Source organism: Kitasatospora sp. NPDC059827 (genome assembly GCF_042731675.1).
In the GTDB taxonomy this organism is placed as follows: domain Bacteria; phylum Actinomycetota; class Actinomycetes; order Streptomycetales; family Streptomycetaceae; genus Kitasatospora.
In genome coordinates, this window is record NZ_JBHWIV010000001.1 from 247,455 (window position 1) to 274,005 (window position 26,551).

21 protein-coding genes are annotated in these 26,551 nt (G+C 74.7%); 10 read left to right on the forward strand and 11 right to left on the reverse strand.

Translation table 11 applies throughout. The features are described from left to right. Positions 1-175 precede the first annotated feature (175 nt). The 6 genes from ACFV8H_RS01070 to ACFV8H_RS01095 all read left to right on the forward strand — a co-directional run bounded on the left by ACFV8H_RS01070 (position 176) and on the right by ACFV8H_RS01095 (position 6,459). Complete coding sequence (locus tag ACFV8H_RS01070; protein ID WP_380395946.1) at positions 176-2,845, forward strand: nitrate- and nitrite sensing domain-containing protein; 2,670 nt, start codon at positions 176-178, stop codon at positions 2,843-2,845. Beyond that, complete coding sequence (locus ACFV8H_RS01075) at positions 2,842-3,252, forward strand: roadblock/LC7 domain-containing protein (protein WP_380395947.1); 411 nt, start codon at positions 2,842-2,844, stop codon at positions 3,250-3,252. Before ACFV8H_RS01070 ends, ACFV8H_RS01075 begins: the two co-directional genes overlap by 4 nt. Positions 3,253-3,434: 182 nt before the next feature. Next, entirely contained in the window at positions 3,435-3,764 is a 330-nt protein-coding gene (locus tag ACFV8H_RS01080; protein ID WP_380395983.1) for a DUF742 domain-containing protein, read from the forward strand. A 76-nt stretch (positions 3,765-3,840) separates the two neighbouring features. Further along, positions 3,841-4,440, forward strand: coding sequence for an ATP/GTP-binding protein (locus ACFV8H_RS01085; protein ID WP_380395948.1), 600 nt, complete (start codon positions 3,841-3,843; stop codon positions 4,438-4,440). 322 nt (positions 4,441-4,762) lie between these two features. After that, positions 4,763-5,359, forward strand: coding sequence for an RNA polymerase sigma factor (locus ACFV8H_RS01090; RefSeq protein WP_380395949.1), 597 nt, complete (start codon positions 4,763-4,765; stop codon positions 5,357-5,359). A 134-nt stretch (positions 5,360-5,493) separates the two neighbouring features. Next, on the forward strand, positions 5,494-6,459 hold the full coding sequence (locus ACFV8H_RS01095; protein ID WP_380395950.1) for a hypothetical protein: 966 nt from the start codon (positions 5,494-5,496) through the stop codon (positions 6,457-6,459). A gap of 156 nt (positions 6,460-6,615) precedes the next feature. Here ACFV8H_RS01095 and ACFV8H_RS01100 read toward each other — a convergent pair whose 3' ends face one another. Next, positions 6,616-8,010, reverse strand: a complete 1,395-nt coding sequence (locus ACFV8H_RS01100; RefSeq protein WP_380395951.1) for a cation:dicarboxylate symporter family transporter — start codon at positions 8,008-8,010, stop codon at positions 6,616-6,618. Between the two features lie 236 nt (positions 8,011-8,246). On the opposite strand from ACFV8H_RS01100, the gene ACFV8H_RS01105 reads away from it, so the two are divergent. From ACFV8H_RS01105 to ACFV8H_RS01120, 4 genes are all read left to right on the forward strand, one after another. Further along, the gene (locus ACFV8H_RS01105) at positions 8,247-9,980 is read left to right on the forward strand and encodes an ATP-binding protein (RefSeq protein ID WP_380395952.1); all 1,734 of its coding nucleotides are present in this window, start codon (positions 8,247-8,249) and stop codon (positions 9,978-9,980) included. After that, positions 9,977-10,720, forward strand: coding sequence for a response regulator (locus ACFV8H_RS01110; protein ID WP_375890561.1), 744 nt, complete (start codon positions 9,977-9,979; stop codon positions 10,718-10,720). Before ACFV8H_RS01105 ends, ACFV8H_RS01110 begins: the two co-directional genes overlap by 4 nt. A 65-nt stretch (positions 10,721-10,785) precedes the next feature. Beyond that, positions 10,786-12,474 carry a diaminobutyrate--2-oxoglutarate transaminase gene (locus ACFV8H_RS01115; protein WP_380395953.1) on the forward strand — a complete coding sequence of 563 codons (1,689 nt, stop codon included), beginning with the start codon at positions 10,786-10,788 and terminating at the stop codon, positions 12,472-12,474. Positions 12,475-12,506: 32 nt separating this feature from the next. Continuing rightward, the gene (locus ACFV8H_RS01120) at positions 12,507-13,991 is read left to right on the forward strand and encodes a pyridoxal phosphate-dependent decarboxylase family protein (RefSeq protein ID WP_380395984.1); all 1,485 of its coding nucleotides are present in this window, start codon (positions 12,507-12,509) and stop codon (positions 13,989-13,991) included. A gap of 114 nt (positions 13,992-14,105) precedes the next feature. Here ACFV8H_RS01120 and ACFV8H_RS01125 read toward each other — a convergent pair whose 3' ends face one another. The 10 genes from ACFV8H_RS01125 to ACFV8H_RS01170 all read right to left on the reverse strand — a co-directional run bounded on the left by ACFV8H_RS01125 (position 14,106) and on the right by ACFV8H_RS01170 (position 26,389). Next, positions 14,106-14,903, reverse strand: a complete 798-nt coding sequence (locus tag ACFV8H_RS01125; RefSeq protein ID WP_380395985.1) for an inositol monophosphatase family protein — start codon at positions 14,901-14,903, stop codon at positions 14,106-14,108. 161 nt (positions 14,904-15,064) lie between these two features. After that, positions 15,065-16,297, reverse strand: a complete 1,233-nt coding sequence (locus ACFV8H_RS01130; protein WP_380395954.1) for a type III PLP-dependent enzyme — start codon at positions 16,295-16,297, stop codon at positions 15,065-15,067. Continuing rightward, the gene (locus ACFV8H_RS01135; RefSeq protein ID WP_380395955.1) at positions 16,294-18,072 is read right to left on the reverse strand and encodes an IucA/IucC family protein; all 1,779 of its coding nucleotides are present in this window, start codon (positions 18,070-18,072) and stop codon (positions 16,294-16,296) included. The genes ACFV8H_RS01130 and ACFV8H_RS01135 overlap by 4 nt, the downstream gene beginning before the upstream one ends. After that, complete coding sequence (locus tag ACFV8H_RS01140) at positions 18,069-19,274, reverse strand: MFS transporter (protein WP_380395956.1); 1,206 nt, start codon at positions 19,272-19,274, stop codon at positions 18,069-18,071. Before ACFV8H_RS01140 ends, ACFV8H_RS01135 begins: the two co-directional genes overlap by 4 nt. Continuing rightward, positions 19,271-21,040, reverse strand: a complete 1,770-nt coding sequence (locus tag ACFV8H_RS01145; protein ID WP_380395957.1) for an IucA/IucC family protein — start codon at positions 21,038-21,040, stop codon at positions 19,271-19,273. The genes ACFV8H_RS01140 and ACFV8H_RS01145 overlap by 4 nt, the downstream gene beginning before the upstream one ends. Beyond that, positions 21,037-22,236, reverse strand: coding sequence for an acetyl-CoA carboxylase biotin carboxylase subunit family protein (locus tag ACFV8H_RS01150; RefSeq protein ID WP_380395958.1), 1,200 nt, complete (start codon positions 22,234-22,236; stop codon positions 21,037-21,039). The genes ACFV8H_RS01145 and ACFV8H_RS01150 overlap by 4 nt, the downstream gene beginning before the upstream one ends. 154 nt (positions 22,237-22,390) lie before the next feature. Then, a complete protein-coding gene (locus tag ACFV8H_RS01155; RefSeq protein ID WP_380395959.1) occupies positions 22,391-23,392 on the reverse strand; it encodes an ABC transporter substrate-binding protein in 1,002 nt (333 codons plus the stop codon). Positions 23,393-23,470: 78 nt separating this feature from the next. After that, positions 23,471-24,307, reverse strand: a complete 837-nt coding sequence (locus tag ACFV8H_RS01160; protein ID WP_380395960.1) for an ABC transporter ATP-binding protein — start codon at positions 24,305-24,307, stop codon at positions 23,471-23,473. Continuing rightward, positions 24,307-25,341 carry a FecCD family ABC transporter permease gene (locus tag ACFV8H_RS01165; RefSeq protein ID WP_380395961.1) on the reverse strand — a complete coding sequence of 345 codons (1,035 nt, stop codon included), beginning with the start codon at positions 25,339-25,341 and terminating at the stop codon, positions 24,307-24,309. Before ACFV8H_RS01165 ends, ACFV8H_RS01160 begins: the two co-directional genes overlap by 1 nt. Positions 25,342-25,423: 82 nt before the next feature. Then, positions 25,424-26,389, reverse strand: coding sequence for a FecCD family ABC transporter permease (locus tag ACFV8H_RS01170; protein ID WP_380395986.1), 966 nt, complete (start codon positions 26,387-26,389; stop codon positions 25,424-25,426). Positions 26,390-26,551 lie beyond the last annotated feature (162 nt).

Consider the following 26,551-nt stretch of genomic DNA (forward strand, 5'->3'; position numbering starts at 1 on the left):
GCCCGAAAGGCCCCCGTCCATGCGAGAAGACCGTGGCACCACCCCCGGCGCCCGCCGGGGTGCCCACGCCGGACCGCCCGCCCGCTCATCGCGCCCCGGCCCCCGACTGCGCGGGCCGCTCGGGCCGTATGGGCCGCTTGGGCCGCTCGGACTGCGTGGGCTGCGTCCCCGGAGCGTGCGCGCCCGGATCATCGCCCTGCTGATGGTCCCGGTCGTCTCCGTCATCGCCCTCTGGGGCTTCGCCACCGTCACCACCGCCCAGGGTGTCTGGGACCTGCTGCGCCTGCGCGACGCCCAGCGCGGCCTGCTCACCCCCGTCGCCGACACGGTCGCCGGCCTGCAGGCCGAACGCGCCGCCGCCGGACAGTTGTTGGCCGGTCCGGGCCTCGTCCCGGGGACGGTGCCCGCCGCGGGGCGGGAGAGTGCCCTGCGCGAGGCCGCCGCCGCCACCGACCGTGCGCTCACCCCACTGTTCCCCGATCCGCGCCACCCCGGCCAGGGCTACAACCGCGCCGACGCCCAGGGCCTCGGCGCCGACGCCGCCGCCCGCCTGGATGGCCTCGGCACCGCGCTCGCCACCCTGCCCGAACTGCGTGGCAGGGTGCTCACCCGGAGCGTGGGCTGGTCCGAGGCGTACGCCGCCTACGGGGCGGCCGTGGACCGGGCGCTGGCCGTGTCCGGTGCCGTCGCCGCGACGGCCGACGGCCGCTCCGGGGCCGACGCCCGGGCGTTGCCGGAGCTGGACCGCTCCCGCGAACTCCTTTCCCGCGAGGACGCGTTGCTGCGGTCCGCCGAGCTCTCCGGCGGGCTCGGTGACGACCAGCTGCGGGAGTTCGCCGGTACGGCCTTCGCTCGCCGTGCGTTCGAGCAGGGCGCGGACGCCGGTCTCGGCTCGGCCGGCCGGGAGGCACTGCTCGCCGTCACCGGCGGCCCGGACCACCGGGAACTGGCGGGCTACGAGGAGGAGGTCCGTACCGCCGCCGACGGCCGGTCGGCCGTCGCCGCGGTGCCGGCGGACCGCTGGGCGACGGTGGCCGGGAGCGTCGCCGCCGGGCTGCGCGACGTCGGGGACCGGGCGGGTCGGCTCGTCGCCGAGCAGCAGAACCCCTACGCGCTGGGCCTGTTCACCCCGGCCGGGATCGCCGTCCTGCTCGGGCTGTTCGGGGTGGTCGCCTCGCTGGTGATCTCGGTGCGGATCGGCCGCGGCCTGGTCACCGAGCTGACCGGCCTGCGCAACACGGCACTTGAGCTGGCGGGGCGCAAACTCCCGGCCACGATGCGGAAGTTGCGTGCGGGTGAGGAGGTGGACATCGAAGCCGAGGCGCCCCGGCCGGTCGGCCGCGACGACGAGATCGGCCAGGTGCACCGGGCGCTCGGCACCGTGCAGCGGGCGGCCGTCACGGCGGCGGTGGAACGGGCCGAGGTGCTGTCGGGGGTGTCCGGGGTGTTCGTCAACCTCGCGCGCCGCAGCCAAGTCCTGGTGCACCGCCAACTCACCTTGCTGGACGCCATGGAGCGCCGCACCGAGGACCCGTCCGAGCTCGCCGACCTGTTCCGGCTGGACCATCTGACCACCCGGATGCGCCGCCACGCCGAGGGCCTGATCATCCTCTCCGGTGCGGCCCCCGGCCGGGCCTGGCGGCGGCCCGTCCCCCTGGTGGACGTGGTGCGGGCGGCCGTCTCGGAGGTCGAGGAGTACGCCCGGGTCGAGGTGCACCCGCTGCCGCGCGCCGCCGTCGTCGGCCACGCCGTCGCCGACCTCACCCACCTGGTGGCCGAACTGGTCGAGAACGCCACCGGGTTCTCCCCGCCGCACACCAGGGTGCACATCCGCGGTGAACAGGTCGGCAACGGCTACGCGCTGGAGATCGAGGACCGGGGCCTCGGGATGGGCCCGGCCGCGCTGGCCGCCGCCAACCGGCGGATCGCCGCGGCCGAACAGACCGACCTGTTCGACAGCGACCGGCTCGGCCTGTTCGTGGTCAGCCGGCTCGCCCGGCGGCACGACGTCCGGGTCTCCCTGGTGACCTCCGCGTACGGCGGCACCACCGCGGTGGTGCTGCTGCCCACCGGGCTACTGGCCGACGAGCGGGAGGGCCCTGGGCAAGGCTACGAGCCGGTACCGGAGTTGGACATCACGTCGGAGCCGTCGCCCGAGTGGGAGCTGGCACCGAAGTGGGAGCCGGCACCCGAGCGGGGGCCGGCCCCCGGCGCCGGGCCTGCGGGGTGGCCGCCGGCAGGGCCGGATCCGGCCGGGGCCGGAACGGAACCCGTCCTCCCTGGCAGCGGGGTGGCGGGGACAGAGCTTCCGGCGGCGGGTGGGCCGCCGCCGGAGGGCGGGGCGCTGCTGCCGTTCGGAGCCCGGGGCGTCGACCCCGAGCCGATGCGCCGCACCCCCTTCCGGGCCTCCGGTGCCCGGACGGCCGGACCGGCTGCGGACGGGGGCCCGGGTGCGGCCTCCCGTTCGCAGCCCGGTCCGCCGCAACCCCACCACGGCGCCACCGCACCGCCGGCGGGTGCGATGCCGGGTGAGTGTGGACCGGTGGACGGTCCGGAGGAGTTGCCGCGCCGGGTGCGCCGGGCAAGTCTCGCCCCGCAGCTGCGGGAGGCGCCTGCCGCCGTCCCGTACGGCCACCGCGGAATCGGTGCCGGAGTTGCCACCGGAGCCGGTACGGGGCCGGAGGCCCGCAGTCCGGAGGAGGCCCGGGCGGCGATGGCGGCCTTCCAGCACGGCTGGGCCCGCGGCCTGCGGCCCGACGTCCGGCCCGGCCCCCCGCCCGACGTCCGGCCGGAAGCCCGGCCCGGTGCGAGACCCGACACCCGAACCGAAGGAGACCGGCCGTGATCGGCACCACCCACCGCACGGGGGAACTGAACTGGCTCCTCGACGAGTTGGTCCAGCGCGCGCCCGAGGTGAGCTTCACCGTGATGCTCTCCGCCGACGGCCTGGCCATGGCCAGTTCGGCCGGTCTGGCCCGGGAGGACGGCGAGCACCTGGCGGCCGTCGCGGCCGGATTCCACAGCCTCGCCAAGGGCGCCGGGCGGCACTTCGGCGCGGGTGAAGTCCGGCAGACCATGGTCGAGTTGGAGGGCGGCTACCTGCTGGTCGCGGCGGCCGGGGAGGGCACCTGCCTGGCCGTGTTCGCGACCGCGCGGGCCGATCTCGGGCTGGTCGCCTACGAGATGGCCAGACTGGTCCGCCGGGTCGGCGAGCATCTGAGCGCCACGCCCCGTACGCCGCACGGCGGGTGAGCTCGGTGCCCCGGCCGGACGGCCCGTACCACCGGGCGGAGGACGCCTTCCACCCGTACCACCAGCGACATCCGGAGCACCCGCCGGCCGACCCCGACCGGCTGCCCCGGAACCCGCTCGCCGCCGCCCACCGGGCCCACTGGTACGACGACGAGGCCGGGCCGCTGGTCCGCCCGTACGCCATGACCAGGGGCCGGACCGGGAGCGGTGAGCAGCAGTTCGACCTGATCGCCGTGGTGGTGTCCGAGCTGCCCGACCCGGCGCTCGCGCCGGACGCGCCCAAGCTGCCGGTCGGTCCGGAGCAGGCGCAGATCCTGCGCCGGTGCCTGGGCACACCGCTGTCCGTGGCCGAGCTCGCCGCCGACCTCGACCTGCCGGTGGGCGTCGTGCGGGTGCTGCTCGGCGATCTGCTGGCGGCCGGGCTCATCCGGGTCAACCGCCCGGTCCCGCCCGCCCTGCTCCCCGACGAACGCATCCTCCAGGAGGTCATCCATGGGCTCCGCGCACTCTGACCATCCGTCCGGTCGTCACCACCCCGCCGGCCCGGGTCGCCCGATCAGCCGGTGGCCGTCCGCCCCGGTGGGCCCGGTGGACCAGTCCGACTCCGTGCTCGCGCTCAAGATCCTGGTCGCGGGCGGATTCGGGGTCGGCAAGACGACGCTGGTCGGCGCGGTCAGCGAGATCCGTCCGCTGCGCACCGAAGAGCGGCTGACCGAGGCCGGGCGCGGGGTGGACGACCTGGACGGGGTGGAGCGCAAGTCCAGTACCACGGTGGCGATGGACTTCGGCCGGATCACCATCCGCGAGGGCTTGGCCGTCTACCTGTTCGGAACCCCGGGGCAGGACCGGTTCTGGTTCCTCTGGGACGAGCTGGCCCAGGGGGCGCTCGGTGCGGTGGTGCTCGCCGACACCCGTCGGCTGACCGACTGCTTCCCGGCCGTGGACTTCTTCGAGCAGCGCGGCATCCCCTTCGTCGTCGCGGTGAACCGGTTCGCCGGGACGCGCGAGTACGGCCCCGAGGAGGTCGCCCGCGCGCTGGACCTGGACCCCGGTACGCCAGTGCTGCTCTGCGATGCCCGGCAGCGCGCCTCCGGCAAGGAGGTGCTGATCAACCTGGTCGAGCACGCCGGCCGGGTGCACGCCGCCCGGTTGCTCGCGGAGGTCTCGCCGACGGCGGCAGGCAGCTGACGGCAGCTGACGGGACAGCGGAGGACGGAAGACGGCGAACAGATGACAGAAAACAGATGACGGCGAACAGATAACGGATAACAGATGTTGAAATCTGTTATCCGTTAGTGGTCCCCTGGTCCCCGCGATGGCGCAGTTGGGGCCAGTGGTGGCCGGTGGCGGTGAACTCCCGTCCTGGGACCGGTCGATGACGAGTTGCACACGAATGACTGCGCAGCGTGAGAGGACGGCTTATGATGTGACCTGTGTCACAACATGTCCGGTAGGGGTGGGAAACCGCCCCAACTGGGCGTTCGGGGTGCCGATTTCCGGGGAGAGCGGCATGGCGGAATGCAACGAGCGGTGTGCGGGCGGGCCGCGCAAGGACTTCGGCCCGGGGCCGACGGAACGCCAGTCGGCGGACTTCAACCGGTTGTTCACCGAGTTGCTGCCCAGGCTCCAGCAGGCGGCCGCGATGCTCGCCGGGAGCCCGCTCGCCGCCGGTGACGTCGTCCACGACGCGTACCTGCGGATCGCCCGCCGCCCGGAGCGCTTCCTCAGTCACCCGCAGCCGTACGCCTACGTGTTCACCACGATGACGAACATCCTGCGCGACCAGTGGCGCCGGGAGCGCCGTCGGGCGGCGCTGCGTGAGCACCCGGAGTCGGCCGAGGCCGCGGGCCACGGCCGGGCGGCGGCGTTCGGCCCGTCGCCCGGCGGGATGGCCGAGCTGCAGGCGCGCTGGGAGGTGGTCCGCCTGCTCGGCTTCCTGACCGTAAAGCAGGCCCGCGCCGTGGTGCTGGTGGATATCGACGGCTACTCCGTCGACGAGGCCGCCGAGTTGCTCGGCCTGCACCGCAGCACCCTGGCCGTCACCCGCCGCCGCGCCCACGGCCGGTTGCGCGCCGTCCTGGAGCACGAGCGCCGGCACGAGCTCTGACGGCCCGGCCGAGCGCGAGGTCGCCCGCCCCGGTCGAGCGCCGAGGCGGCCCCCTGAGACGCCCTCACCGCCCCGACGCACCGAGCCGACGGCAAGTCGGCTGATGCGCCACCCCGGCCCGTACGCTGAAAATCGTGATCACGTACGAGGACCACAGCGTCCGCGCCCTGGCCGAGGACGGTCGCTGGCCCGAGCTGCTCGCCGCCTACCGGCAGGGCCGGGCGGCCGCCGTCGTGCAGGCCGGTGAGCGGGCCGCGGTGGCCCTGACCGCGCCGCTCGGCCATCTGATCGCCTACGCGGCGCCGCCCGAGCTGGCCGTCCGGCTGTTCGACGCGGACGGCGGCGCGGGGACCTTCGCCGGGGTGGCGGACCACGACGCCGGTCCGCTGTGGGAGGTGCTGGCGACCCGCCACTCCTGGCTGCGGCTGGCCCCGCTGCTCGGTCCGGCGCCGGTGCGCCGCCTGGTGGCGCACACCCGGGTGCTGCTCGGCGAGGACCTCTCCTACGGTGCCGAGCCCGACCCCGAGGGCGTGCCGCTGCGCCTGGAAGCCTGGGAGAAGGCGGGCTGGGAGGAGGCCGCCCGGGTGCGCGAGTACCTGCCCGGTGGGGGAGCGCGCAGCGCGGTGCTGACCCTGCCGGCCAGCCGGGAGGGCCTGGGCCAGGTCGACCTGCCGCAGTCGACGGCCCGGCCGGGCGGTCAGCGGGTCACCCGGGGCCTGACGGAGCTGGCCGCGTTGGCGCCCTGGGCGGAGGTGGTCTGCGTCCGCGGTCCGGCCCCGTCGGCGGCCGCCGTGCTGGCCCGGGCCCGGCGGGTGGTCGGCGGGTTCCTGCCGTTCGCGCTCGTCTACCCGGCGCTCGTGCAGGCCGCCGCGGTGGGCCGGACGCACGGTTGCGCGCACGGGCGGCTGAGGCTCTGGCGGGCGCTGGGCGCGATGGCCGGGGCGGACGGGCCGAACCGCCGCGAGGTGGACGCCCTGGTGGCCCGGATGCGCTGCTTCACCTGGCAGGAGCCGTCCGCCGGGCTGCGCCACCTGCACGTGGCGCTGGAGGATCCGGCCAGCGGGGTGGCCTGGGCGGTCAGCGGCTCGCAGGAGTTCTGACCGGAGTTCCGGGAGGATCCGCGAGCGCCGACCCGCGCCGACCCGCGCCGACCCGCGCCGACCCGGCACGGGCGGCGCCGGGAACGGGAAGCCCCCCGGCCCGGCGCCGTTTCCGGGGGAGGTGGTGGCGCCGGACCGGGGGAGTCGTGGGAGCGCTCAGACGGTGGCCGCCGTCGGGGCCGCCGTCGCGGGCACCGCGGGGACGGCCTCCGGCTCGGGGGCGGCGCCGCCGTGGCCGTCGACCAGGGTCAGCTCGTCGAACGGCAGCTCGCCGTCCAGGACGCGGCGGGCGCGCTCGGCGTCCAGTTCGCCGGTCCAGTGCCCGATCAGCACGGTCGCGACGGCGTTGCCCGCGAAGTTGGTGAGGGCGCGGGCCTCCGACATGAACCGGTCGATGCCGACGATCAGGCCGACCCCGTCCACCAGCGCGGGCTTGTGCGACTGCAGGCCGCCGGCGAGGGTGGCCAGCCCGGCGCCGGTGACCCCGGCCGCGCCCTTGCTGGCGATCACCATGAAGACCAGCAGCGAGAGCTGCTCGCCGATCGACATCGGCTTGTCCATCGCCTCGGAGATGAAGATCGAGGACATGGTGAGGTAGATCGCGGTGCCGTCGAGGTTGAAGCTGTAGCCGGTCGGCACGGTGATGCCGACGACCGGGCGGCTGACGCCCAGGTGCTCCATCTTGGCGATCAGGCGGGGCAGCGCGCTCTCGGAGGAGGAGGTGGAGAGGATCAGCAGGAACTCGCGGCCGAGGTACTTGAGCAGCGCGAACACGTTGACGCCGGCGACCAGGCGCAGCAGGCTCCCGAGCACCACGACGACGAACAGCGCGCAGGTGACGTAGAAGCCGATCATGATCACGGCGAGGCTCTTCAGCGCGTCGACACCGGTCGCCCCGACCACCGCCGCCATCGCCCCGAAGGCGCCGATCGGCGCGACCCACATGATCATCGACATGATCCGGAACACCAGCCGCTGCAGGTGCTCGACGCCGCGCAGCACCGGGGCGCCGACCGGTCCGAGGGCCTGCAGGGCGAAGCCGGCCAGCAGGGCGACCAGCAGGGTCTGCAGCACCTTGCCCTGGGTGAGGGCCGAGAACAGGGTGTCGGGGATCATCCCGAGCAGGAAGTCGGTGGTCGACTGGGCGCCGCCGGCGGCCGCCTGGGCGTGGCCGGACTTGGCGAGCGCGGCGGTCAGGTGCAGGCCGCCGCCGGGTTCCAGCAGGTTGCCGACGACCATGCCGATGGCCAGGGCGACGGTCGACATGGCGAGGAAGTAGCCGATGGCGAGGCCGCCGACCTTGCCGACCTTCGCGGCCTTGGTGACCGAGCCGATGCCCAGCACGATCGTGCAGAAGATCACTGGGCTGATCATCATCTTGATCAGGTTGACGAACCCGGTGCCGATCGGCTTCAACTCGACGGCGAAGCCGGGGGCGGCCAGTCCGACCACCACGCCCGCGACCACCGCGGCGATCACGGCGAGGTAGAGGTAGTGGGTCCGGTCCTTGCGTCTGGGTCCCCCCGCCGTGGCGGTCTCGGTGGTCGACATCTGCGGCTCCTTCGCCCTGCAGTCCTGGCGGCCCCGGGTGGTGGGCCGATCCGACTATGGGGCCCGGGAGTGACGGAGGTCACGTTTGCGTTCATAGAGTTCACGGCGGGACGGGAACGGCCGGGGTGCGGCTCGGGGTCGGGGTCGGGGTCGGGGTGCGGCTCGGGGCCGGGCGGTGCTGGGGCCCGGGGCCCGGGGCCCGGGGGTGTGCGGGGCCGTGGTGCACACTGGCAGGCATGTCCGTGAGCACCGCCCCCACCCGCTCGCGTCGCCGCTGGCTCCCGCTGCCGCGCCGGCTGGTCCGCAGCCTGGCCGGGCAGCTCTTCGTCGTCCAGGTGGTCATCGTCGCCGCCGTGGTGGCGGGCGGCGCGGTGCTGGCGTACCTGTTCACCGCCGAACGCACCGAGGACGCGGCCCGCCGTGAGGTCACCTCGGTGGCCCACGCCGTCGCCGACTCCCCGTCCGTCCGCTCCGCCGTCGCCGGGCCGGACCCGACCGCGGTGCTCCAGCCGTACGTCGAGCAGGTGCGCCAGGACGTCGGGGTCTCCTTCATCACCGTCATGGACACCTACGGGGTGCGCTGGACCCACCCGCTGCCCGAGCAGATCGGCAAGCGCTACCTCGGGCACATCGACTGGGCGCTGGCCGGGCAGACTCGCAGCGAGACCTACACCGGCACGCTCGGCCCCTCCGTCCGGGTGGTCACCCCGGTGTGGGACGACCAGCACCGGGTGATCGCGCTGGTCAGCGTGGGGCTGACGCTGGAGTCGATCTCCGCGCAGCTGAGCGGACCGCTGCTCGCCCTGGTCGGGGTCGCGGTGGCCGCGCTGGCGCTCGGAGGGGCGGGCACCTACCTCGCCAACTCCCGGCTGCGGCGGCACACTCACGGCATGCGGCCGGACGAGCTCAGCCATCTCTACGAGTACCACCAGGCGACCCTGCGTTCGGTGCGGGAGGGGCTGATCCTGCTCGACCGGGCCCACCGGGTGGTGCTGTGCAACGATGCCGCTCGTGAACTGCTCGGACTGGAAGGCGAGTTGGACGGGCGCCCGGTGGCGGAGCTGGGGCTGCCGGAGGCCCTGGTGGCCGCCGTGCTCGGCGAGGAGCCGGTCCGGGACGAGGTGCACCTGACCGCCGAGCGGGTCGTGGTGCTCAACACCTCCACCATCGGCACCGGTCTCGGCCGGGTGGTGACCCTCCGCGACCACACCGAACTGCAGTCGCTCAGCGGAGAGTTGGACTCCGTACGCGGCTTCACCGAGGCGCTCGGGGCGCAGGCGCACGAGGCCGCCAACCGGCTGCACGCCGTCGTCTCGCTGATCGAACTCGGCCGCCACGAGCAGGCGGTGGAGTTCGCGACCGCCGAACTCGCCCTCGCCCAGCAGCTCACCGACCGGGTGGTCGCCGCGGTCGGCGAGCCGGTGCTGGCCGCGCTGCTGCTCGGCAAGGCGGCCCAGGCGGCCGAACGGGGAGTGGAGTTGACCCTCACCGAGGACAGCCGGATCGACGACGGGGTGCTCCCGCCCGGGCTCTCCGCACGGGACCTGATCACCGTCCTCGGCAACCTGATCGACAACGCGGTGGACGCCGCTATCGCCGGGGCCGCGCAGAGCCCGGGCGCGCCGGAGGTCACCGTCACCGCGCGGATCGACGGCGGTGGGGGCGATGGGGGTGGGGTTGACGGGGGTGGGGTTGACGGCGGGGGAGGAGGCGCCTGTCTGCTGCTGCGGGTCGCCGACACCGGCGCGGGCATCGACCCGGCCGCCGTCGAGGACGTGTTCCGGCGCGGCTGGAGCACCAAGCAGGACGGCCACGGGCACGGCCTGGGTCTGGCGCTGGTCGCCCAGGCCGCCCGGCGCAACGGCGGCACCGTCGAGGTCGGGCGCGAGCGCGGCGCGGTGCTCACCGTACGGCTGCCGCTGACCGGCGGCCGGGCGCGGGAGCTGGAGCAGGGCGGGGTGCCAGCGTGAGCGGCGGAGGTGTGGACGGCTCCGGCGTGAGCGGTGCCGCCCCGAGCGGGATCTCCGTCCTGGTCGTGGAGGACGACCCGGTGGCCGCCGCCGCGCACACCCTGTACGTCGAGCGCGAGCCCGGCTTCCGCGCCGTCGGCACCGTGCACAGCTGCGCCGACGCGCTGCGCTTCCTGGAGCGGGCCCGTGCCGCCGGGACGCCCGTCGACCTCACCCTGCTCGACCTATACCTGCCGGACGGCCACGGCCTCCAGCTGTGCCGCACCCTGCGCGCGGCTGGGCACGCCACCGACGTCATCGCGGTCACCTCGGCCCGTGACCTCGCCATGGTGCGCCAGGCGGTCTCGGCCGGGGTCGTGCAGTACCTGCTGAAACCGTTCAGCGCGGCGGCGCTGCACGACCGGCTGGAGCGCTACGCCCGTTACCGGGACAGCCTCGGGCGCACCGGCGAGGCGACCGGACAGGACGAGGTCGACCAGGCGTTCGCCCTGCTCCGCACGCCCGAGCGCAACTCGCTGCCGAAGGGGCTGAGCGCGCCGACCCTGGACACCGTGGCCTCGGTGCTGCGGGAGGCCTCGACCGGTCTGTCGGCGGCGGCCGCCGGTACCGCTGCCGGGGTGTCCCGGATCACCGCGCGGCGGTACCTGGAGCACCTGGTGGACACCGGGCGGGCGGTGCGCGAGCCGCAGTACGGGAGCGTGGGGCGGCCGGAGCTCTGCTACCGCTGGAAGGGGCGGTGACGGCGGGGCGTTGATGGGGGCGGTGACGGCGGGGCGTTGATGGGGGCGGTGACGGCGGGGCGTTGATGGCGGGCGCTGACGGGGCGCTGCCGCCCGTGACCTTTCGGTGCCCTCGTTCGTTGGGCCGGGCGGGGGCGCCGCGGGCGCTGTCGGGGGAGGTTCACTCACTCGGGTGGTTCTGGGTGCCCCCGCGGCATTCCGGCAGGTCACGGGCGATAAAGTTAGGCTTACCTAACTTCTTCTGGGGGTTCGCCTTGTCGCTCGCCGCCGTACCCGCCCAGGCCGCCTCCGGGGCCACCGCCGCCGCGGCCCCGCCCGCCGGCGAAGCCATCCTGCGCCGCCAGCGCGTCCGCGAGTCCGCCGCCCGGACGTACGCCCGGTCCTTCCCGATCGTCCCGGTCCGGGCCCACGGCATGACCGTCGAAGGCGCCGACGGCCGCCGCTACCTGGACTGCCTCTCCGGCGCCGGGACGCTCGCCCTCGGACACAACCACCCGGTGGTGCTGGAGGCGATCCGCCGCACCCTCGACAGCGGCGCCCCACTCCACCTGCTCGACCTGGCCACCGCCGAGAAGGACGACTTCACCAGCGCGCTGTTCGAGAGCCTGCCCCCCGAGTTCGCCTCCCGCGCCCGGGTGCACTTCTGCGGACCGGCCGGGACGGACGCCGTCGAAGCCGCCCTCAAGCTGATGCAGACCGCCACCGGGCGCTCCGGCGCCCTCGCCTTCACCGGTGCCTACCACGGCATGACGGCCGGCGCCCTCGCGCTCACCGGCAACGTCGCCGTCAAGGAACCGCTGCCCGGCGGCGGCGAGGTCGTCCGGCTGCCCTACCCGTACGGCTACCGCTGCCCGTTCGGGGTCGGCGGCGAGGCGGGCGCCGAACTCGGTGCCACCTACGTCGAGCGGCTGCTCGACGACCCCTCCGGCGGTGTGGTGCCGCCCGCCGCGATGGTCCTGGAGGCCGTCCAGGGCGAGGGCGGGGTCGTGCCCGCCCCCGACGGCTGGCTGCGCGAGATGCGCCGGATCACCGCCGAGCGCGGCATCCCCCTGATCGTGGACGAGGTGCAGACCGGCGTCGGACGCACCGGCGCGATGTGGGCCGTCGAGCACAGCGGCATCGTCCCGGACGCGATGGTGCTCTCCAAGGCCATCGGCGGCAGCCTGCCGCTCGCCGTGGTCGTCTACCGCGAGGACTACGACGGCTGGCGTCCCGGCGCCCACACCGGCACCTTCCGCGGCAACACCCTCGCGATGGCCGCCGGCGCCGCCACCCTGCGGTACGTCGCCGCGCACGGACTGGCCGAACGGGCCGCCGTGGCGGGCGAGCGGATCACCACCCGGCTGCGCGAACTCGCCGCCGAACTGCCCGCGATCGGCGACGTGCGCGGGCGCGGGCTGATGATCGGGGTCGAACTGGTCGACCCCGGCGCCGACCCCGACGCCTGCGGCGCCCGCCCGGCCGATCCGGCGCTCGCCGTACGGGTCCGCGAGGCCTGCCTGGCACGCGGGCTGATCGTCGAACTCGGCGGGCGGCACGACGCGGTGCTGCGGCTGCTGCCGCCGCTGACCATCACCGACGAGCAGGTCGCGGCCGTGCTGGAGCGGCTGGCGGAGGCGATCGCGGCGGCCTCGGCGGCCCAGGTCCAGACTCCGGCCACGGCTCAGGCCCGGGCCACGGCCCAGGCCACGGCTTCGGGTTCGGGTTCGGGTTCGGTTCAGGCTTCGGGTTCGACGGCGCGGGGTGGGGCGTGACCGCCGCCGACTCCGGGGCGGTACCGCCCGAACTGCCCGGCGAGGGCGGCGATCCGGACGCCCTCGCGGGCGGCGCGGCCGGGCCCGGCGCCCTCGGCCCGCTGCTGGCCACCGTCCTCGACGCCCTCGACGCCGGCACCGCGCTGCGCTCCGGGCCACTGCCCGCCGGCAGTCCGGCCGAGATCGCCGCCCTGGTCGCGGACGGCCTCGCCGGCGCCCGCGGACGCGGCGCGCTCGCCCGGCTCACCGAACTGCTCGCCTATGGCGCCGCCGACCCCGCCGACCCGGCCTGCGCCGCCCACCTGCACTGCCCGCCGCTCGCCGTCGCGGCCGCCGCCGACCTCGCGGTCAGCGTGCTCAACCCCTCCCAGGACTCCTGGGACCAGGCCCCGGCCGCGACCGCCCTGGAAACCGCCCTGCTCGCCGAACTCGCCACCCTGGTCGGCTACGACCCGCGCCGCGCGGCCGGGGTGCTCACCTCCGGCGGCACCGAGTCCAACCTGATGGGCCTGATGCTGGCACGGGACCAGAAGCTCGACGGCATCGTCGAGCTGGACGGCATCCCGGCCGGCGCCCGGCCCTGCATCCTCGCCTCCGAGGCCGCCCACTTCTCCGTCCAGCGCGCGGCCGCCCTGCTCGGACTCGGCGAACGCTCCGTCCTCGCCGTCCCCGTCGACCGCCGACTGCGCATGCCCCCCGAGGAGTTGGAACGCGCCCTGGCCGAGGCCAGCTGGGCCGGACGCACCCCGATCGCCGTCGTCGCCACCGCCGGCACCACCGACACCGGCGCCATCGACCCGCTGCACGCCGCCGCCGACCTGGCCGGCCGCTACGGCGCCTGGCTGCACGTCGACGCCGCGTACGGCGGCGGCGCGCTGCTCTCCGACCGGCTCGCCCCGCTGCTCGACGGCATCGCCCGCGCCGACTCGGTCTCCCTGGACTGGCACAAGCTCGGCTGGCAGCCCGCGGCCGCCGGGGTCTTCCTGGTCCGCCGGGCCGAGACGTACGTCTCGCTGGCCCGGCGCGCCGAGTACCTCAACCCCGTGGACGACGAGCAGGCCGGCTACCCCAGCCTGCTCGGCCGCTCGCTGCGCACCACCCGGCGGGCCGACGCCTTCAAGCTCGCCGTCACGCTGCGCACCCTCGGCCGGGAAGGCCTCGGCCGGCTCGTGGACGCCTGCCACGACCTGGCGTTGGCGGCCGCGGACGCCGTCCGGGCCGAACCCTCGCTCGAACTGCACGCCGAGCCCGTCCTCACCGCGCTGCTCTTCCGCTACCGGCCGCCCGGGATGACGGACGAGGCCGCCGTGGACGAGCTGAACGGGCAACTGCGCCGGCTGCTGCTGCGCACCGGACGGGCGGTGGTCGGGCGGACCGAACTGCCGGGGGACGGGCCCGGGCGGGTGCGGCTGAAACTCACGCTGCTCAACCCCCACACCACGGCGGGTGAGGTGGGGGCGCTGCTGCGGGAGGTGGTCGGCGCGGGGCGCAAGGTCGCCGGGGAGCGGGCGGGGTAGCGGTGCCGTCGCCGTCGTCGGCGCGGGCGGGTGAGTCGGCGGGCGGCCGGGCCGGGGTGAGCCGGGCTGGCCCGGGGCGGACAGGGGGTCCGGCGGGCGGGGGGTCCGGTGCGGTCAGCCGTTCAGGAGGATGCCGCGGGTGAGTTCCCAGGTGTCGGGGTCGGCGGCGACCAGCAGGCCGTCCTCGCAGCCGGGGGCCTCGGGGCGGTACGGGGAGCCGTCCATCCGGGCCGAGACGCCGCCGGCCTCGGAGAGCAGCAGCGAACCCGGGGCGTGGTCCCAGGGGAGGGTCCGCCAGTAGAAGATGAAGTCGGTCCGGCCCTCGACGACGTCGGGGTACTCCATCCCGGCGGCGCTGCGGCCGGGGGAGATCTCGCCGAAGGCCGCGCAGTGGGACTCCAGGCGGTGCCGGTCGGCCGGGTCGAGGAAGCGGCTCTTCAGGATGCCGGTCAGCTTCCCGGCGTCGGCGGGCGCCGGGCGGCGGGTGAGGCGTTCGCCGTCCCGCCAGGCGCCGGAGCCCAGTTCGGCCCGGTAGGCGGTCGCGGTGGCGGGCTGCCAGATCCACGAGGCGACGGTCAGGCCGCTGCGGACCAGGGAGCACATCACGGCGTAGTCGGGGCGGCCCGCGACGAAGTTGGCGGTGCCGTCCACCGGGTCGACCAGCCAGACGGCGGGCTCGTCGTGGATGGCCAGGGCGAGCGCGGGGTCGGCGGACACCGCCTCCTCGCCGACCACCGGGACGGGCAGCAGTTCGTGCAGGCGGCGGGCGATGATCGCCTCGGCCTCGCGGTCGGCGACGGTCACGACCTCGCCGGGCGCCTTCTCCATCACCTCGCCGGCGGTCAGCGCCCGGAAGCGCGGCTCCACCGCCTCGGCCGACGCCTCGGCGAGTATCTCCGCCACCTTGTCCATCAGCACGTTCGCGCTCCCTTCGCCGGTTACCACTCTCCCACGAGTGGGTGGAGCGGGTGTCGGCCGGCGGGTGACGGCGGACGGAGAACAGGGAACAGATGACGGATAACAGATGACAGATTTCGAAATCTGTCATCTGTTATCCGTTGATTGTCCGCCGGTCAGTCGCCCAGGTAGTGGAACCCGGGCCGCGGGTGCATCAGGAACTCGTGGTGCGAGATGTTCCACCCGTACGCGCCCGCCATCGCGAACAGCACCCGGTCCGCCGTCCGCAGGCCCGCCGCGCCGTCCGCCGCCCAGGCCAGGACGTCCTTCGGGGTGCACAGCTGCCCGGCCAGGGTGGCCCGGCCGGTGGTGACGGCGGGGCGCGGCCAGGGATGCGGCCAGGCGTCCACCGGGAGCACCGTGAAGGGCTGGGAGTGCCCGCGGGTGGCCGGGGTGCGCAGGTGGTGGGTACCGCCGCGGACCACCGCGAAGTCCTCGCCGTGGCTGCGCTTCACGTCCAGCACCTCGGTCGCGTACCAGCCGCAGTAGGCGGTCAGCGCCCGCCCGGGCTCGATCCGCAGGGTCAGCCCGGGGTGGGCGTCGAGCACCTTGGCCAGGCCCTCGCCGAAGGCCGTCCAGTCGAAGCGCCGTGCCGGGTCGTCGTAGTCCACCGCCATCCCGCCGCCGACGTTGACCTCGGCGAGCGGGAAGCCGTGCCGCTCGGCGAGTTCGGCCGACCAGGTGACGATCTGCTCGGCGACCGCCAGCTGCTCGTCCGCCGCCAGCCCGCTGGCCAGGTGGGCGTGCACCCCGCGCAGCCGCAGCCGGCGCCCGAGCGGGCCGCCGTCGGTGAGCAGCCGGGCGCACTCCTCGGCCTGGTCGGGGTCGAGCCCGAACGGGGTCGGCCGTCCACCCATCGCCAGCGGCACCGCGTCCAGGGCGTCGGTGACCACCGGCAGGTTCACCCGCAGCAGGACGTCCACGACCGCCGCCGGGCGCTCCGCCAGGACGGCGGCGAGCCGGTGCAGTTCCTGCTCGCTCTCGACGTGCCAGCGGTGCACTCCGGCGTCCACCGCCGCGAGGATCTCGGCGGGGGTCTTGCCCGGCCCGCCGAAGGCCAGCGGCGCGTCCGGGACGGCGGCCCGTACGTGCGCCAACTCCCCGCCGCTGGAGACCTCGTAGCCGTCGACGGCGTCGCGCAGCGCGGTCAGCAGCGGCGCGTCCGGGTTGGCCTTGGCGGCGTAGTACAGCTCGACCCGCTCGGGCAGTGCGGCCCGGACGGCGGCGGCGTGCTCCCGCAGTGCGGCCAGGTCGTAGACGTAGGCGGGCAGTTGGTCGGGCGCGAGGGAGGCGACGTGGCGGTGGACGGCGTCGCTCACCGGGGCGCCGGTGGTCGGGGTGTGGCTCATCGGACGGCGCTCCCGGTCGGAAGGTGGGCGGTCATGCGGGCGGCCTCGGCGAGCACCGAGCCGGCCAGCGGGGAGGGCAGCCGGACGTACCCGGCCTCCCGGTCGGCCTTGCGCTCCCAGCGGGTGAGCAGGTTGGCCTTGGCGGGCAGCGGGACACCGGCCAGCAGTGCCCGCAGCCGCGGCGGGCGGCCGTGGGCGGCCGCGTACTCCTCCAGGGCGTCCCGGACGGCCTGCCAGAGCGCGCCCTCCAACTCGGGGTGGCGGTCGGCGAGGGCGGCGAGCAGTTCGGCGACGTGGTTGACCAGCAGGCAGTAGACCACCCGGTCCCAGCCGCGTTCGGCGTCGTACGTCATCGGGCCGGCCACCTCGGGCGGCAGCGCGGCGAGCAGTTCGGCGTTCTGCTCGGGGACGAGCTTGGTGCCCTCCAGGTCGCGGAAGAGCACCTGGGCCGGCCGGCCGGCCGCGTCCACGCCGATGAGCACGTTCTGCAGGTGCGGCTCCAGCACCACGCCGTGGTCGAAGTAGGCCGCCAGTACCGGCGGGAGGAGCAGTCGCAGGTAGTCGCGCCACCAGTCGAGGGCGGCCGCCCCGCCCGAACTCCCCTCCAGCAGACGGGAGATGTGGGCCGAGCTGGTCGGGTGCTCGTCGGCTACGGCGCCGGCGAGCAGCGGGGTGACGCCGGGCCGCAGCAGGCCGCCGAAGCCCTCGCGCAGGATCAGGCCGAAGCCCTCGAACAGGGCCCGGTCGGGATGGCCGTCGACGCCGGGGAGGGCGAGGGTGCGGAAGGCGGGTTCGCGCAGCATCGCCGCGTCCGGGAAGCGCCCGGCCAGGTCGGTCAGCACCGGGTCCAGCAGACGGGTGAGCCGGACGGCGCCGGTGAGTTCGTAGGCGGCGTTCTTGCGCAGGCAGTTGGTGATGCGGACGTTGAGGCTGAACTTGAGGAAGGCGTCCGCGCCGTACAGGGTGCGCACCGAGGCGGTGGCGGCGAAGTGCTCGCCGCGCGGTCCGAGGTCCAGGACGTCGCCGCGGGCCAGGGCCGCGCGCAACAGCGGGTGGTCGCCGATGAGTTGGTACTGCCAGGGGTGGGCGGGCAGCAGCCGGTAGCCGTCCGGCACCTCGCCGAGGCCGTCCAGGACGGCGCTCGCCTCCCGGTCCAGGGACTCCTCGGCCAGCAGCTCGGCGCGGACGGCCAGGTGGCGCAGCGGGAAGGTCGCGCGGGACTCGGGCGCGTAGTGGCGCCAGTCGCCCCGGGAGGCGGAGCGGGACTTGGGCGCCGGGTGGAAGCGGTGGCCGAACAGCAGGGCCTGCTCGGACTCCAGGTAGCGGTCCGCCCCGGCGGCCGGGCGGTCGGCCAGGCCCGCGCCGACGCCCTGGTGGCTGGAGGCCACCTGGTCGAGGAACTCCTCGTTCACCGTGCCGGTGCGCAGTTCCAGCTCATCCTGGGCGTACCCGGCGAGCTCGCGCCAGCCCAACTCGCGCCAGCCGTCGGGGGTTTCCTCGTGCACGGGGCCGGTGAACCGGTGCGCCCCGAGCAGCGAGGTGCGGCGCAGGGCGACCCGCAGCAGGGTGCCGCGGCGGGGCAGCCGCAGCAGCAGGTGCCCGTCGTCGACGGCGGTCTGGTGCTCGGGGGCGGACACCTCGCGCAGCAGGCAGTTGAGCAGGGTGTGCGCCACCGCCGCGTCCGCGCCGGGCAGTTCGGCGGGGTCCGTGGCCGACGGCGTGGTCGACGGCGCGGCGGGGAGGGTGGCAGGGAGGGTGGTGGGCCGGGCGGTCATCGGGGACTCCTACGGGTCAGGAGGGCGAGCAGGGCGGCGGCCAGTGCGGCGACGGTGCCGGTGACGACCGGGGCGGCCGGTCCGCCGCTGCCGTTGGCGAGCGCGGCGGCCAGTCCGGCGGCGACGGCACCGCACTTGGAGACGGTTTCGCGGGTGCCGAACATCCGGCCCGGCGCGCGGCCGCGGGCGGCTTCGGCGGCGAGGACGGCGAGGCAGACCAGGCCGATGGTCATGCCGAGTCCCAGCACGGCCCGGGTGAGGGCGAAGGTGAGCAGTGAGTGGGCCGGGGCGTGGCCGGCCAGTCCGACGGCCACCAGGGCGAAGCCCAGGGCCAGTCCGCTGCGCGGGCGCGCCTCGACGGCGGCGTGCACCCGGCCGGCACCGACCAGGTAGACCAGGTGCGGCAGCGCGAACAGCAGGCCCGCGACGGTACCGCCGGCCCCCGGCAGCCGCTGCTGGACCAGGGTGATCAGGTACGGGAAGGAGATGATGGTGGCGAAGACGAAGGCGAACTCGAAGGTGTAGAGCAGCCGGAGGGAGCCCGGCGGGGCGGCCGGGCCGGCCGCGGTGGCTGCGGCGGCGGCGCGGCCCGCCGGGGCGACGGTCGGACGGACCGGCTCCGGCAGGGAGTTGAGCAGCGCTGCGGCGGTCAGCGGCAGCACCGCCATCACCAGGTACTGCCGGTGCGGGTCGATCCACGGCGACAGTGCGCCGACCAGGATCGGCGCCGCCACCAGGGCGGCCCGGGCACTGCCCTGCATCAGGGTCAGCGCCTTGGACAGCCGGGAGCCGTCCAGGGCCGCGGCGAGGTAGCCGTTGGTGGCGGAGAAGGTGCCGCCGAGGAGGCCCTGGAGTACCAGCGCTGCGGTGAACGCCGGCAGGCTGCCGGCGGCTCCGGCGAGCAGGAAGGAGACGGCGAGGCCGAGTTGGGCGCGCAACAGCAGCCGCTTCTGGCCGAAGCGGTCGGCCAGCCGGCCCCACAGCGGTGCGCCGAGGGCGGTGAAGACGGTCGGCACGACGTACAGCAGACCGGCCCAGTGGCCGCTGTGGTCCCCGAGGGTGGGGAGGATCTCGGTGAGGTACGGCGGCAGGCCGAGGGCGGCGAAGGAGGCGACGAAGTAGCAGGCCGCCACCGCGTGCACCTGGCGCCGGTCCAGCCCCGCGGCCTCGGTCGGCCGCGACAGGGGTTCGACGGTCGTCACGAACGGTCCCCGGGCAGCAGGTAGTTGGGGCCGTCGGTGTAGTGCTTGTTGATGTCCGCGGCGCCGCTGCGCTCCTTGCTGAGCAGCGTCCCGGCGCTCACCATGGCCTTGACCGGCAGCCGTTCGGCGTCCAGCAGGTCGGTGCGCAGCGGTTGCCCGGCCGGTCCCAGCCGGTCGACCGCCTCGCCGAGGACGGTGCGCAGCAGCTCCAGGCTCCGCGCCAGCGGCACCCGGCCGTGCGCGGCCAGGCCGAAGGCGAGCGAGGCGGTGCACAGGTGGCCGGTGATGGTGGTGAACAGGTCGGTGAGTGCGCGGTCCTGCTCGCCGAGGATTCGCGGATCGCGGAACTCGGCCACCAGGGACGCCAGTTCGCGGACCGGGGAGCGGACCGCCCGGGTGGTGTTGACCCGGGGGCCGTCGTTGTCCTTGTAGAGCAGCCGCAGGCCGGTGCCGTCGAGGACCAGCGAGGTGTTCTGCTGGTGCGACTCCAGGGCGATGCCGTGACCGAACAGGGTGGTCTGCCAGTCGACCAGCAGCCGCAGCAACTCCTCGTACAGCGCGGGGACGGAGCCGTGGTGGAAGCGGTCGGCCAGGTGGTCGATCACCAGCCGGCCGTCGGGCGCCTCGGCGAGCAGGGCGGCCAGCGGGACGCTGACGGCGTCGTCCAGGCCCTCCGGGTAGCGGCGCAGCAGGACGGCCAGCAGCTCGTCCTCGGCGTGGGCGTAGTGCTGTTCGTCGGCGTGCAGGATCCGCCCGGCGAAGCGCGGTTCGTGGGCGGCCACGGCCTCCACCAGGCGCTGTCCGACCGCGCCGTTGACCAGGGTGACCGGCTTGATGGTGCGGCGGTTGCGCAGGCCCAGGGTGGCGGTGGCGAGCGGCAGTTTGAGGTGGCAGGACGGGTCGGCGGCCACGGCGACGGTGCGCATGGACAGCGTGGGGAGCACTTCGAGGTACGGCTCGGGGGCGAGCACCGCGCCCGGCACGATCCGGGTGAAGTCCTCGTCCGCGGTGAGCGGATGGACCGGAACGGTGGCGAACTCGCCCGGCACGCCGAGCTGTTCGGCGCTCGGCCACCAAGCGGGCAGCGGACCGCCGCCGTGCACGGTCAGCCGACCGGCCGGGACGGCGAGCCAGCGCAGCTCGAAGCTCGGGTGGAACTCCGGTGCGTAGGAGCGCAGTTGGGCCTCGCTCAGGCCGGAGCGGCCGCGCGCGGTCGGGTAGACCGGGTGGTCCAGGAAGGCGGCGAGGGCCTCGAAGCCGAGCGCGGCGCGCGGGCCGGCCCAGTCCGCCACGTCCTTGCCGTAGCGCTCGGCGAGTTCGGCGTGCACCTCGGGCCGCACCCGGTCGTGCAACTCCATGGTGGCGAGGGTCTGCCGGCACTCCTCGGCGAAGGCCAGGTGGCCGGGGCGGTCCAGCGGATCGGCGCGCTCCGCCAGCAGGGCCAGGACGGCGGTCAGTTCGCTGAGCCGGGCACCGTCGACCTCCAGCTCCGGCAGCCGGGCGGCGTGGTCGGCCTGGAAGCCGTCGGGGGCGACCGGCAGGGCGAGCGAGCCGTCGCTCAGCCAGAGGCCGTCAGGGCGCTGCTCCAGGGCGCCCCGGGTGCGCAGGCCGAGCACGTCCTCACGCAGCAGGGCGGACAGCACCCGCAGGGTGAGCTGCCCGGCCGGGGTCGAAGCGGCGGGGGCCGTTTCGGTGGGGATCGAAGCGGTGGGGATCGGCTCGGCGGGGGCCGTCTCGGTGGGGACGGGATGATCGGCCGGGTTCATGAGGTGATCTCCCAGCGGTTGGCGGCGATGAACTCCGCGACCGCGCCGTCCACCGCGTCCTGGTCCGGGCCGACCGCCCAGACGATGCCCAGGTAGTCGCGGTTGGTGCGGTAGAGCTCGTGCCGGGCGCCGAGCTCGCGCACCGGCAGGTAGGACAGCGTGACCCCGTCGGCCCGTCGCTCGAAGTGCGGCTCGGGGGCGGCGGTCAGGGTGCCGGGCTGCTCGGCGCAGACCCGCTCGTGGCGGGCCCGCCGGTCGCCGCGGGCGCCCAGGTCGGCGGGCAGCTCCTCGCCGAGGTGGGCGCGCAGCACCAGCTCGAAGTAGGGGATCCCGAGGATCTCGGCGAGCATCAGGTCGCACTGGTCGCCGATGGCGCGGTAGTTGACCTCGATGATGCGGGCGCGGCCGTCCGGCTGGAGGACGAACTCGGTGTGGCAGGCGCCGAGTCCGACCCCGAGAGCGTCGAGCTGGGCGAGCACCTGCTCGACCACCGGGCGGGGGTGCGCCGGGGTGAAGGTCAGCACCTCCTCGATGAAGTCCGGCGGCGGGGAGAGCCGGGTGCGGAAGCCGCCGAGGACGCGCCTGGTCCGGCCGTCGCCCAGGGTCTCCAGGGTGCACAGCTCACCGGCCAGGAATTCTTCGACCACCAGGGTGGCGCCGGGGCGGCGCTGCTGGATCTCCTTGACCCGCAGGGCGAGTTCGGCGGCGTCGGCGACCAGGGTGACGTCCTCGCTGGCGACGCCCTCGCGCGGCTTGACGATGCACGGGAACGAGGGCGTGAGGCCGCTCGGGTCCTGCCCGGGCGCCAGCTCGGCGGACTCCACCGCGTCCAGGCCGCGCTCGGCGAGGTGGCGGCGCAGCTCGCCCTTGTTCTTGGCCCGCAGGGCGGCCTTCCAGTCCTTGCCGGCCAGGCCGAAGTACTCGGCGACCAGGGCGGTCTGGGTCTGCAGGTGGTCGCTGTTGCTGAACACCGCGGCCGGGGTGTGGTGCTGGGATATCAGGCCGATGACCTCGCGGAAGTCCTGGACGTCACACTCCACGACCTCGCAGGCGAACTCCGCTCTGGCGTAAGCGCGTTGGTGGGCCTCGACGTGGTCGGTGAGGACGGTGACGTCGAGCCCGAGCCGGGCGGCGGCGGGCAGGAAGCCGCGGGTGACCGAGTCGGTGGGGTTGAGGGCGAGCAGGTAGAGCCGCATGGGGATGGTCCTCGGGGCGTGGTGGCGTACGAAGGACGGCGAACAGATGACAGAGTTCGAAATCTGTTATCTGTTATCTGTCGCCTGAAAGATGAACTCTGAAAGTTGAATTCTGAAATCTGTTCGCCGTCAGCTGTTCGTGGTGGCGCGACGACTACTTGGGCGCGTCCACGCCCGCCGCCTTGGCGATGTCGACGAGCATCGCGTCCGCGGCCTGGACGCCGATGCCGGACATCCAGGTCTCGTCCGGCACGGTGAAGACCTTGTTGTTCTTGACGGCGTTCAGGCCCTGCCAGACCGGGGTCTGCTGGACCTCGCTCTCCTTGGTCTTGGACGGGTCGTCAGCAGTGGTGACGAACACCAGGTCGGCATCGGCCTGGCTGACCTGCTCGGCGCTGACCTCGATGATGTTCTTGTCCACGTCCTGCGGGGCCGGGCGGGTCAGGCCGACGTCCTTGAGTACCACGCCGCTGTAGGAGGCCTTCGCGTACAGGCGGGTCGGGCCGGCCACGAAGCGGACCACCGAGGCGGTCGGCATCGTCCCGTTGTACTTGGCCTTGATCGCCTCGCCCAGCTTGTGCGCTCGCTCCTCGTAGTCGGCCAGCGCCTTCTTCGCCTCGTCCTCCTTGCCGAGGGCCTGGGCGTACAGCGCCAGGTTCTCCTTCCACGGGAAGCCGGTGGTCTCGGCCAACACGGTCGGCGCGATCGCGTTCAGCTGGTCGTACACCTTGGCGTGCCGGACCTTGGAGGAGAGGATCAGATCGGGCTTGAGGGAGGCGATCAGCTCCAGGTTCGGCTCGTTCATCGGGCCGACGTCCTTGGTGTCCTTGATCTTGTCCTTGAGGTAGTTCGGGAACCCGCCCTCGGTCTTCATGTGCGGGGACACCGCGCCGACCGGCGTGATGCCGAGCAGCGTGACGTCGTCCAGCTCACCGCTGTCCAGCACCACGACGCGCTTGGGCTGGGACTTGATCTGGGCGGTCCCGGCGGCGTGCTTGACGGAGCGCGGGAAGCCGGCGGCGGTGCCGGCCGAGGCGGCGGCGGAGGCGCCGGAGTCACCGCCGGACTTGGCGCCGTCCCCGTTGCTGCCGCAGGCGGCGAGGAGCGTGGCGGACAGCGTGACGGCGAGGACGGCGACGGGGAGTCGGCGGTTCATCGGAGTTCCTTGGATCGGGTCGAACGGGGAGACGGAAGAGAAGGGGGGACGGAAGAACGGGTACGGGGGAGGAGGGGGTCAGACGGCGGCGGACGCGGCGGCAGCGCGCACCCGGGCCCGCGGCACGACCAGCGGAGTGCCGGTCTCCGGGTCGGGCACCACCCGGCACGGCACGCCGAAGACGGCCTCGACCAGTTCGGCCGTCAGGACCTCGGTGGGCGGACCGGCCGCGGCGAGCCGCCCGTCCTTGAGCACCACCAGGTGGTCGGCGTACCGCGCGGCCTGCCCGAGGTCGTGCAGCACCATGACGACGGTGCGTCCGGCCTCGGTGTGCAGGTCGGCGACCAGGTCGAGCACGTCGAGCTGGTGCCGCAGGTCGAGGAAGGTGGTCGGCTCGTCGAGCAGCAGCAGGTCGGTCTCCTGGGCGAGCGCGAGCGCGATCCAGACCCGCTGGCGCTGCCCCCCGGAGAGCCGGTCGACCTGCCGGTCGCGCAGCTCGGCGGTCCCGGTGCGCTCCAGCGCCTCCTCGACCGCGGCCTGGTCGGCCTTGGACCACGGGCTGAGCATCCGCTGGTGCGGGTAGCGTCCGAGCCGGACCAGCGCCTCGACGGTGACCGCCTCCGGCGTGACGGGCTGCTGCGGCAGCAGGCCCATCCGCTTGGCGAGGGTGCGGGCGGGCATCCGGTGGATGTCGGCGCCGTCGAGGGTGACCGTGCCGGCGGCCGGGTCGAGCAGCCGGACGAGGCCGCGCAGCAGGGTCGACTTGCCGCAGGCGTTCGGTCCGACGATCGCGGTGACGGCGCCGCCGGGGAGTTCGAGGTCGAGGCCGTCGACGATGGTCCGGTCGCCGTAGCGCAGTCCGAGGCCGTGGGCGGCGAGCCGGTTGGCGGTCGAGGGGGCCGGGAGGGAGGTCATCAGCTGCTCCTCTGGGGAAGCCGGCCCTGGCGGATCATCAGCACCAGGAGCCAGGGCGCGCCGAGGGTGGCGGTGACGGCACCGACCGGCAGGCCGTGGACGGGGATCACGTGCAGCACGAGGAGGTCGGCCGCGAGCAGCAGCACGGCGCCGGTGAGCGCGGTGAGGCCGAGGGTGCCGGGGGTGGGCGGCCCGGCGAGCAGTCGGACCAGGTGGGGGACGGCGAGGGCGACGAAGGCGACCGGTCCGGTGAGGGCGGCGGCCAGCGAGGCGAGGGTGATGGTGAGCAGCAGCAGCCAGAGCCGGTCCCGGGCGGGGTCGAGGCCGAGGCCGCCGGCCGAGTCGTCGCCGAGGTCGAGGACGGCGACCCGCCGCTGGCAGAGCACGAGGGCTCCGGCGGTGAGGGCGATGGCGGTGCCGCCGATCCATACCTCGGTCCAGTTGCGCCCGTACAGCGAGCCGGTGGTCCACTGCATGGCGGAGGAGGCCAGTTCGGCCGGGAACCGTACGATCATCAGGTTCACGGCGGCGGCCAGGCCCTGCTGGACCGCCAGGCCGACCAGCACCAGACGGGTCACGGCCATCCTGGAGCGCCAGGCCAGGCCACCGAGCAGCAGCGCGGCGAGCAGCCCGCCGCCGACCGCGGCCAGCGGGATCAGCTGCTGCGAGGCGCCGGTGGCGAGCATCAGCACCGCGCCGAAGGAGGCGCCGCCGGTGATGCCGATCGTGTCGGGGGCGGCCAGCGGGTTGCGGAACAGCCGCTGCAGCATCGAGCCGGCCATCGCCAGCCCGGCCCCCGCGATCAGCGCGGACACCACGCGCGGCGCCCGGAACTGCTGCACCACCAGCACGTCGCCGGACCGGCCCTGGCCGAACAGGGCGCGCAGCGCGTCCCAGGCGGAGATGTTCACCTGGCCGGTGCCGAGCGCGATGCCGGTGAGCACCACCAGCAGGGCGACGGCCAGCAGCGACCAGGCGGCGGTACGGGCCCGGCGGCGCGCGATCGCGCCCATCGGGACGGCGAGCGCGCTCATGCGCCCACCCCGTTCCGGCCGGCGGTCGTCCCGCTCACGCCACGCACGGTGCACCTCTTGACGGTTCGCTGGTTCCGGCCGTTCACTTGGCCACCTTCCGGGCCAGCACCGCGAGCAGCGGCGCGCCGAGGAAGGCGGTGACGATGCCGACCTCGATCTCGGAGGGCTGCACCACGAGTCGGCCGAGCACGTCGGCGGCGAGCAGCAGCAGCGGGCCGGTGATCAGGCAGCCGGGCAGCAGCCAGCGGTGGTCGTTGCCGAACAGGGCGCGGACCAGGTGCGGAGCGGCCAGTCCGATGAACGCCACCGGTCCGGAGACGGCGACCGCACTGCCCGCAAGTAGGACGACGGCCAGTCCGCCGACCACCCGGATCCGGGCCACCGGCACGCCCAGCGCCTGGGCGGTCTCGTCGCCCAGGGCCAGCGCGTTGAGCGCGGGGGAGATCGCGAAGGCGGCCACCAGGCCGAGCGCCAGGAACGGCAGCACCGGGGTGAGGGTGTCCAGGTGGCGTCCGGCGATCGAGCCGGCCAGCCAGAACCGGGCCTCGTCCAGGGTGCGATGACTGGCCAGCATCAGTGCGGAGGTCCAGGAGGTGAGCACCACGGTGAGCACGGTGCCGCCGAGCGCGAGCCGGATCGGGTCGAGGTCCCCGCCGCGCCGGGACATGCCGTAGGCGGATACGGCGGCGACGGCCGCCCCGGCGAAGGCGAACCAGACGTACTGGGAGGGGCTGGAGAGGTCCAGCGCGTAGATCGCGGCGACCACGGCGAGGCTCGCGCCGGCGTTGATGCCGAGGGTGACCGGGGAGGCCAGCGGGTTGCGGGTGACGCCCTGGGCGACCGCCCCGGCGACGCCGAGCGCGGCTCCGACGGCCAGCCCGATGAGCGTGCGCGGGACCCGAAGGCCCGTCACCACGTCGGCGTCCCCGCCGTGGGCGGCGCCGGTGAGGGCGTCGACGACGGTGGACAGCGGGATGGCGCGGGAGCCCAGCGCGAGGCTCAGGGCGGCGCACAGCACGAGTGCGGCCACACCGGCGACCAGCAGCAGCGGCCGCTGGAGCGCCGCCGCGGGACGGGGCGTCGCCGGGGCTGTGGTGGCGGGTGGGTCGGTTCTCAGCACGAGTCGACATCTTAGGTTAGGTTTGCCTAAATTCGTCAAGATCGTACCGATGGTCGTACGTCACACCGAGCTGCGCGGCTCGGTGGTCGG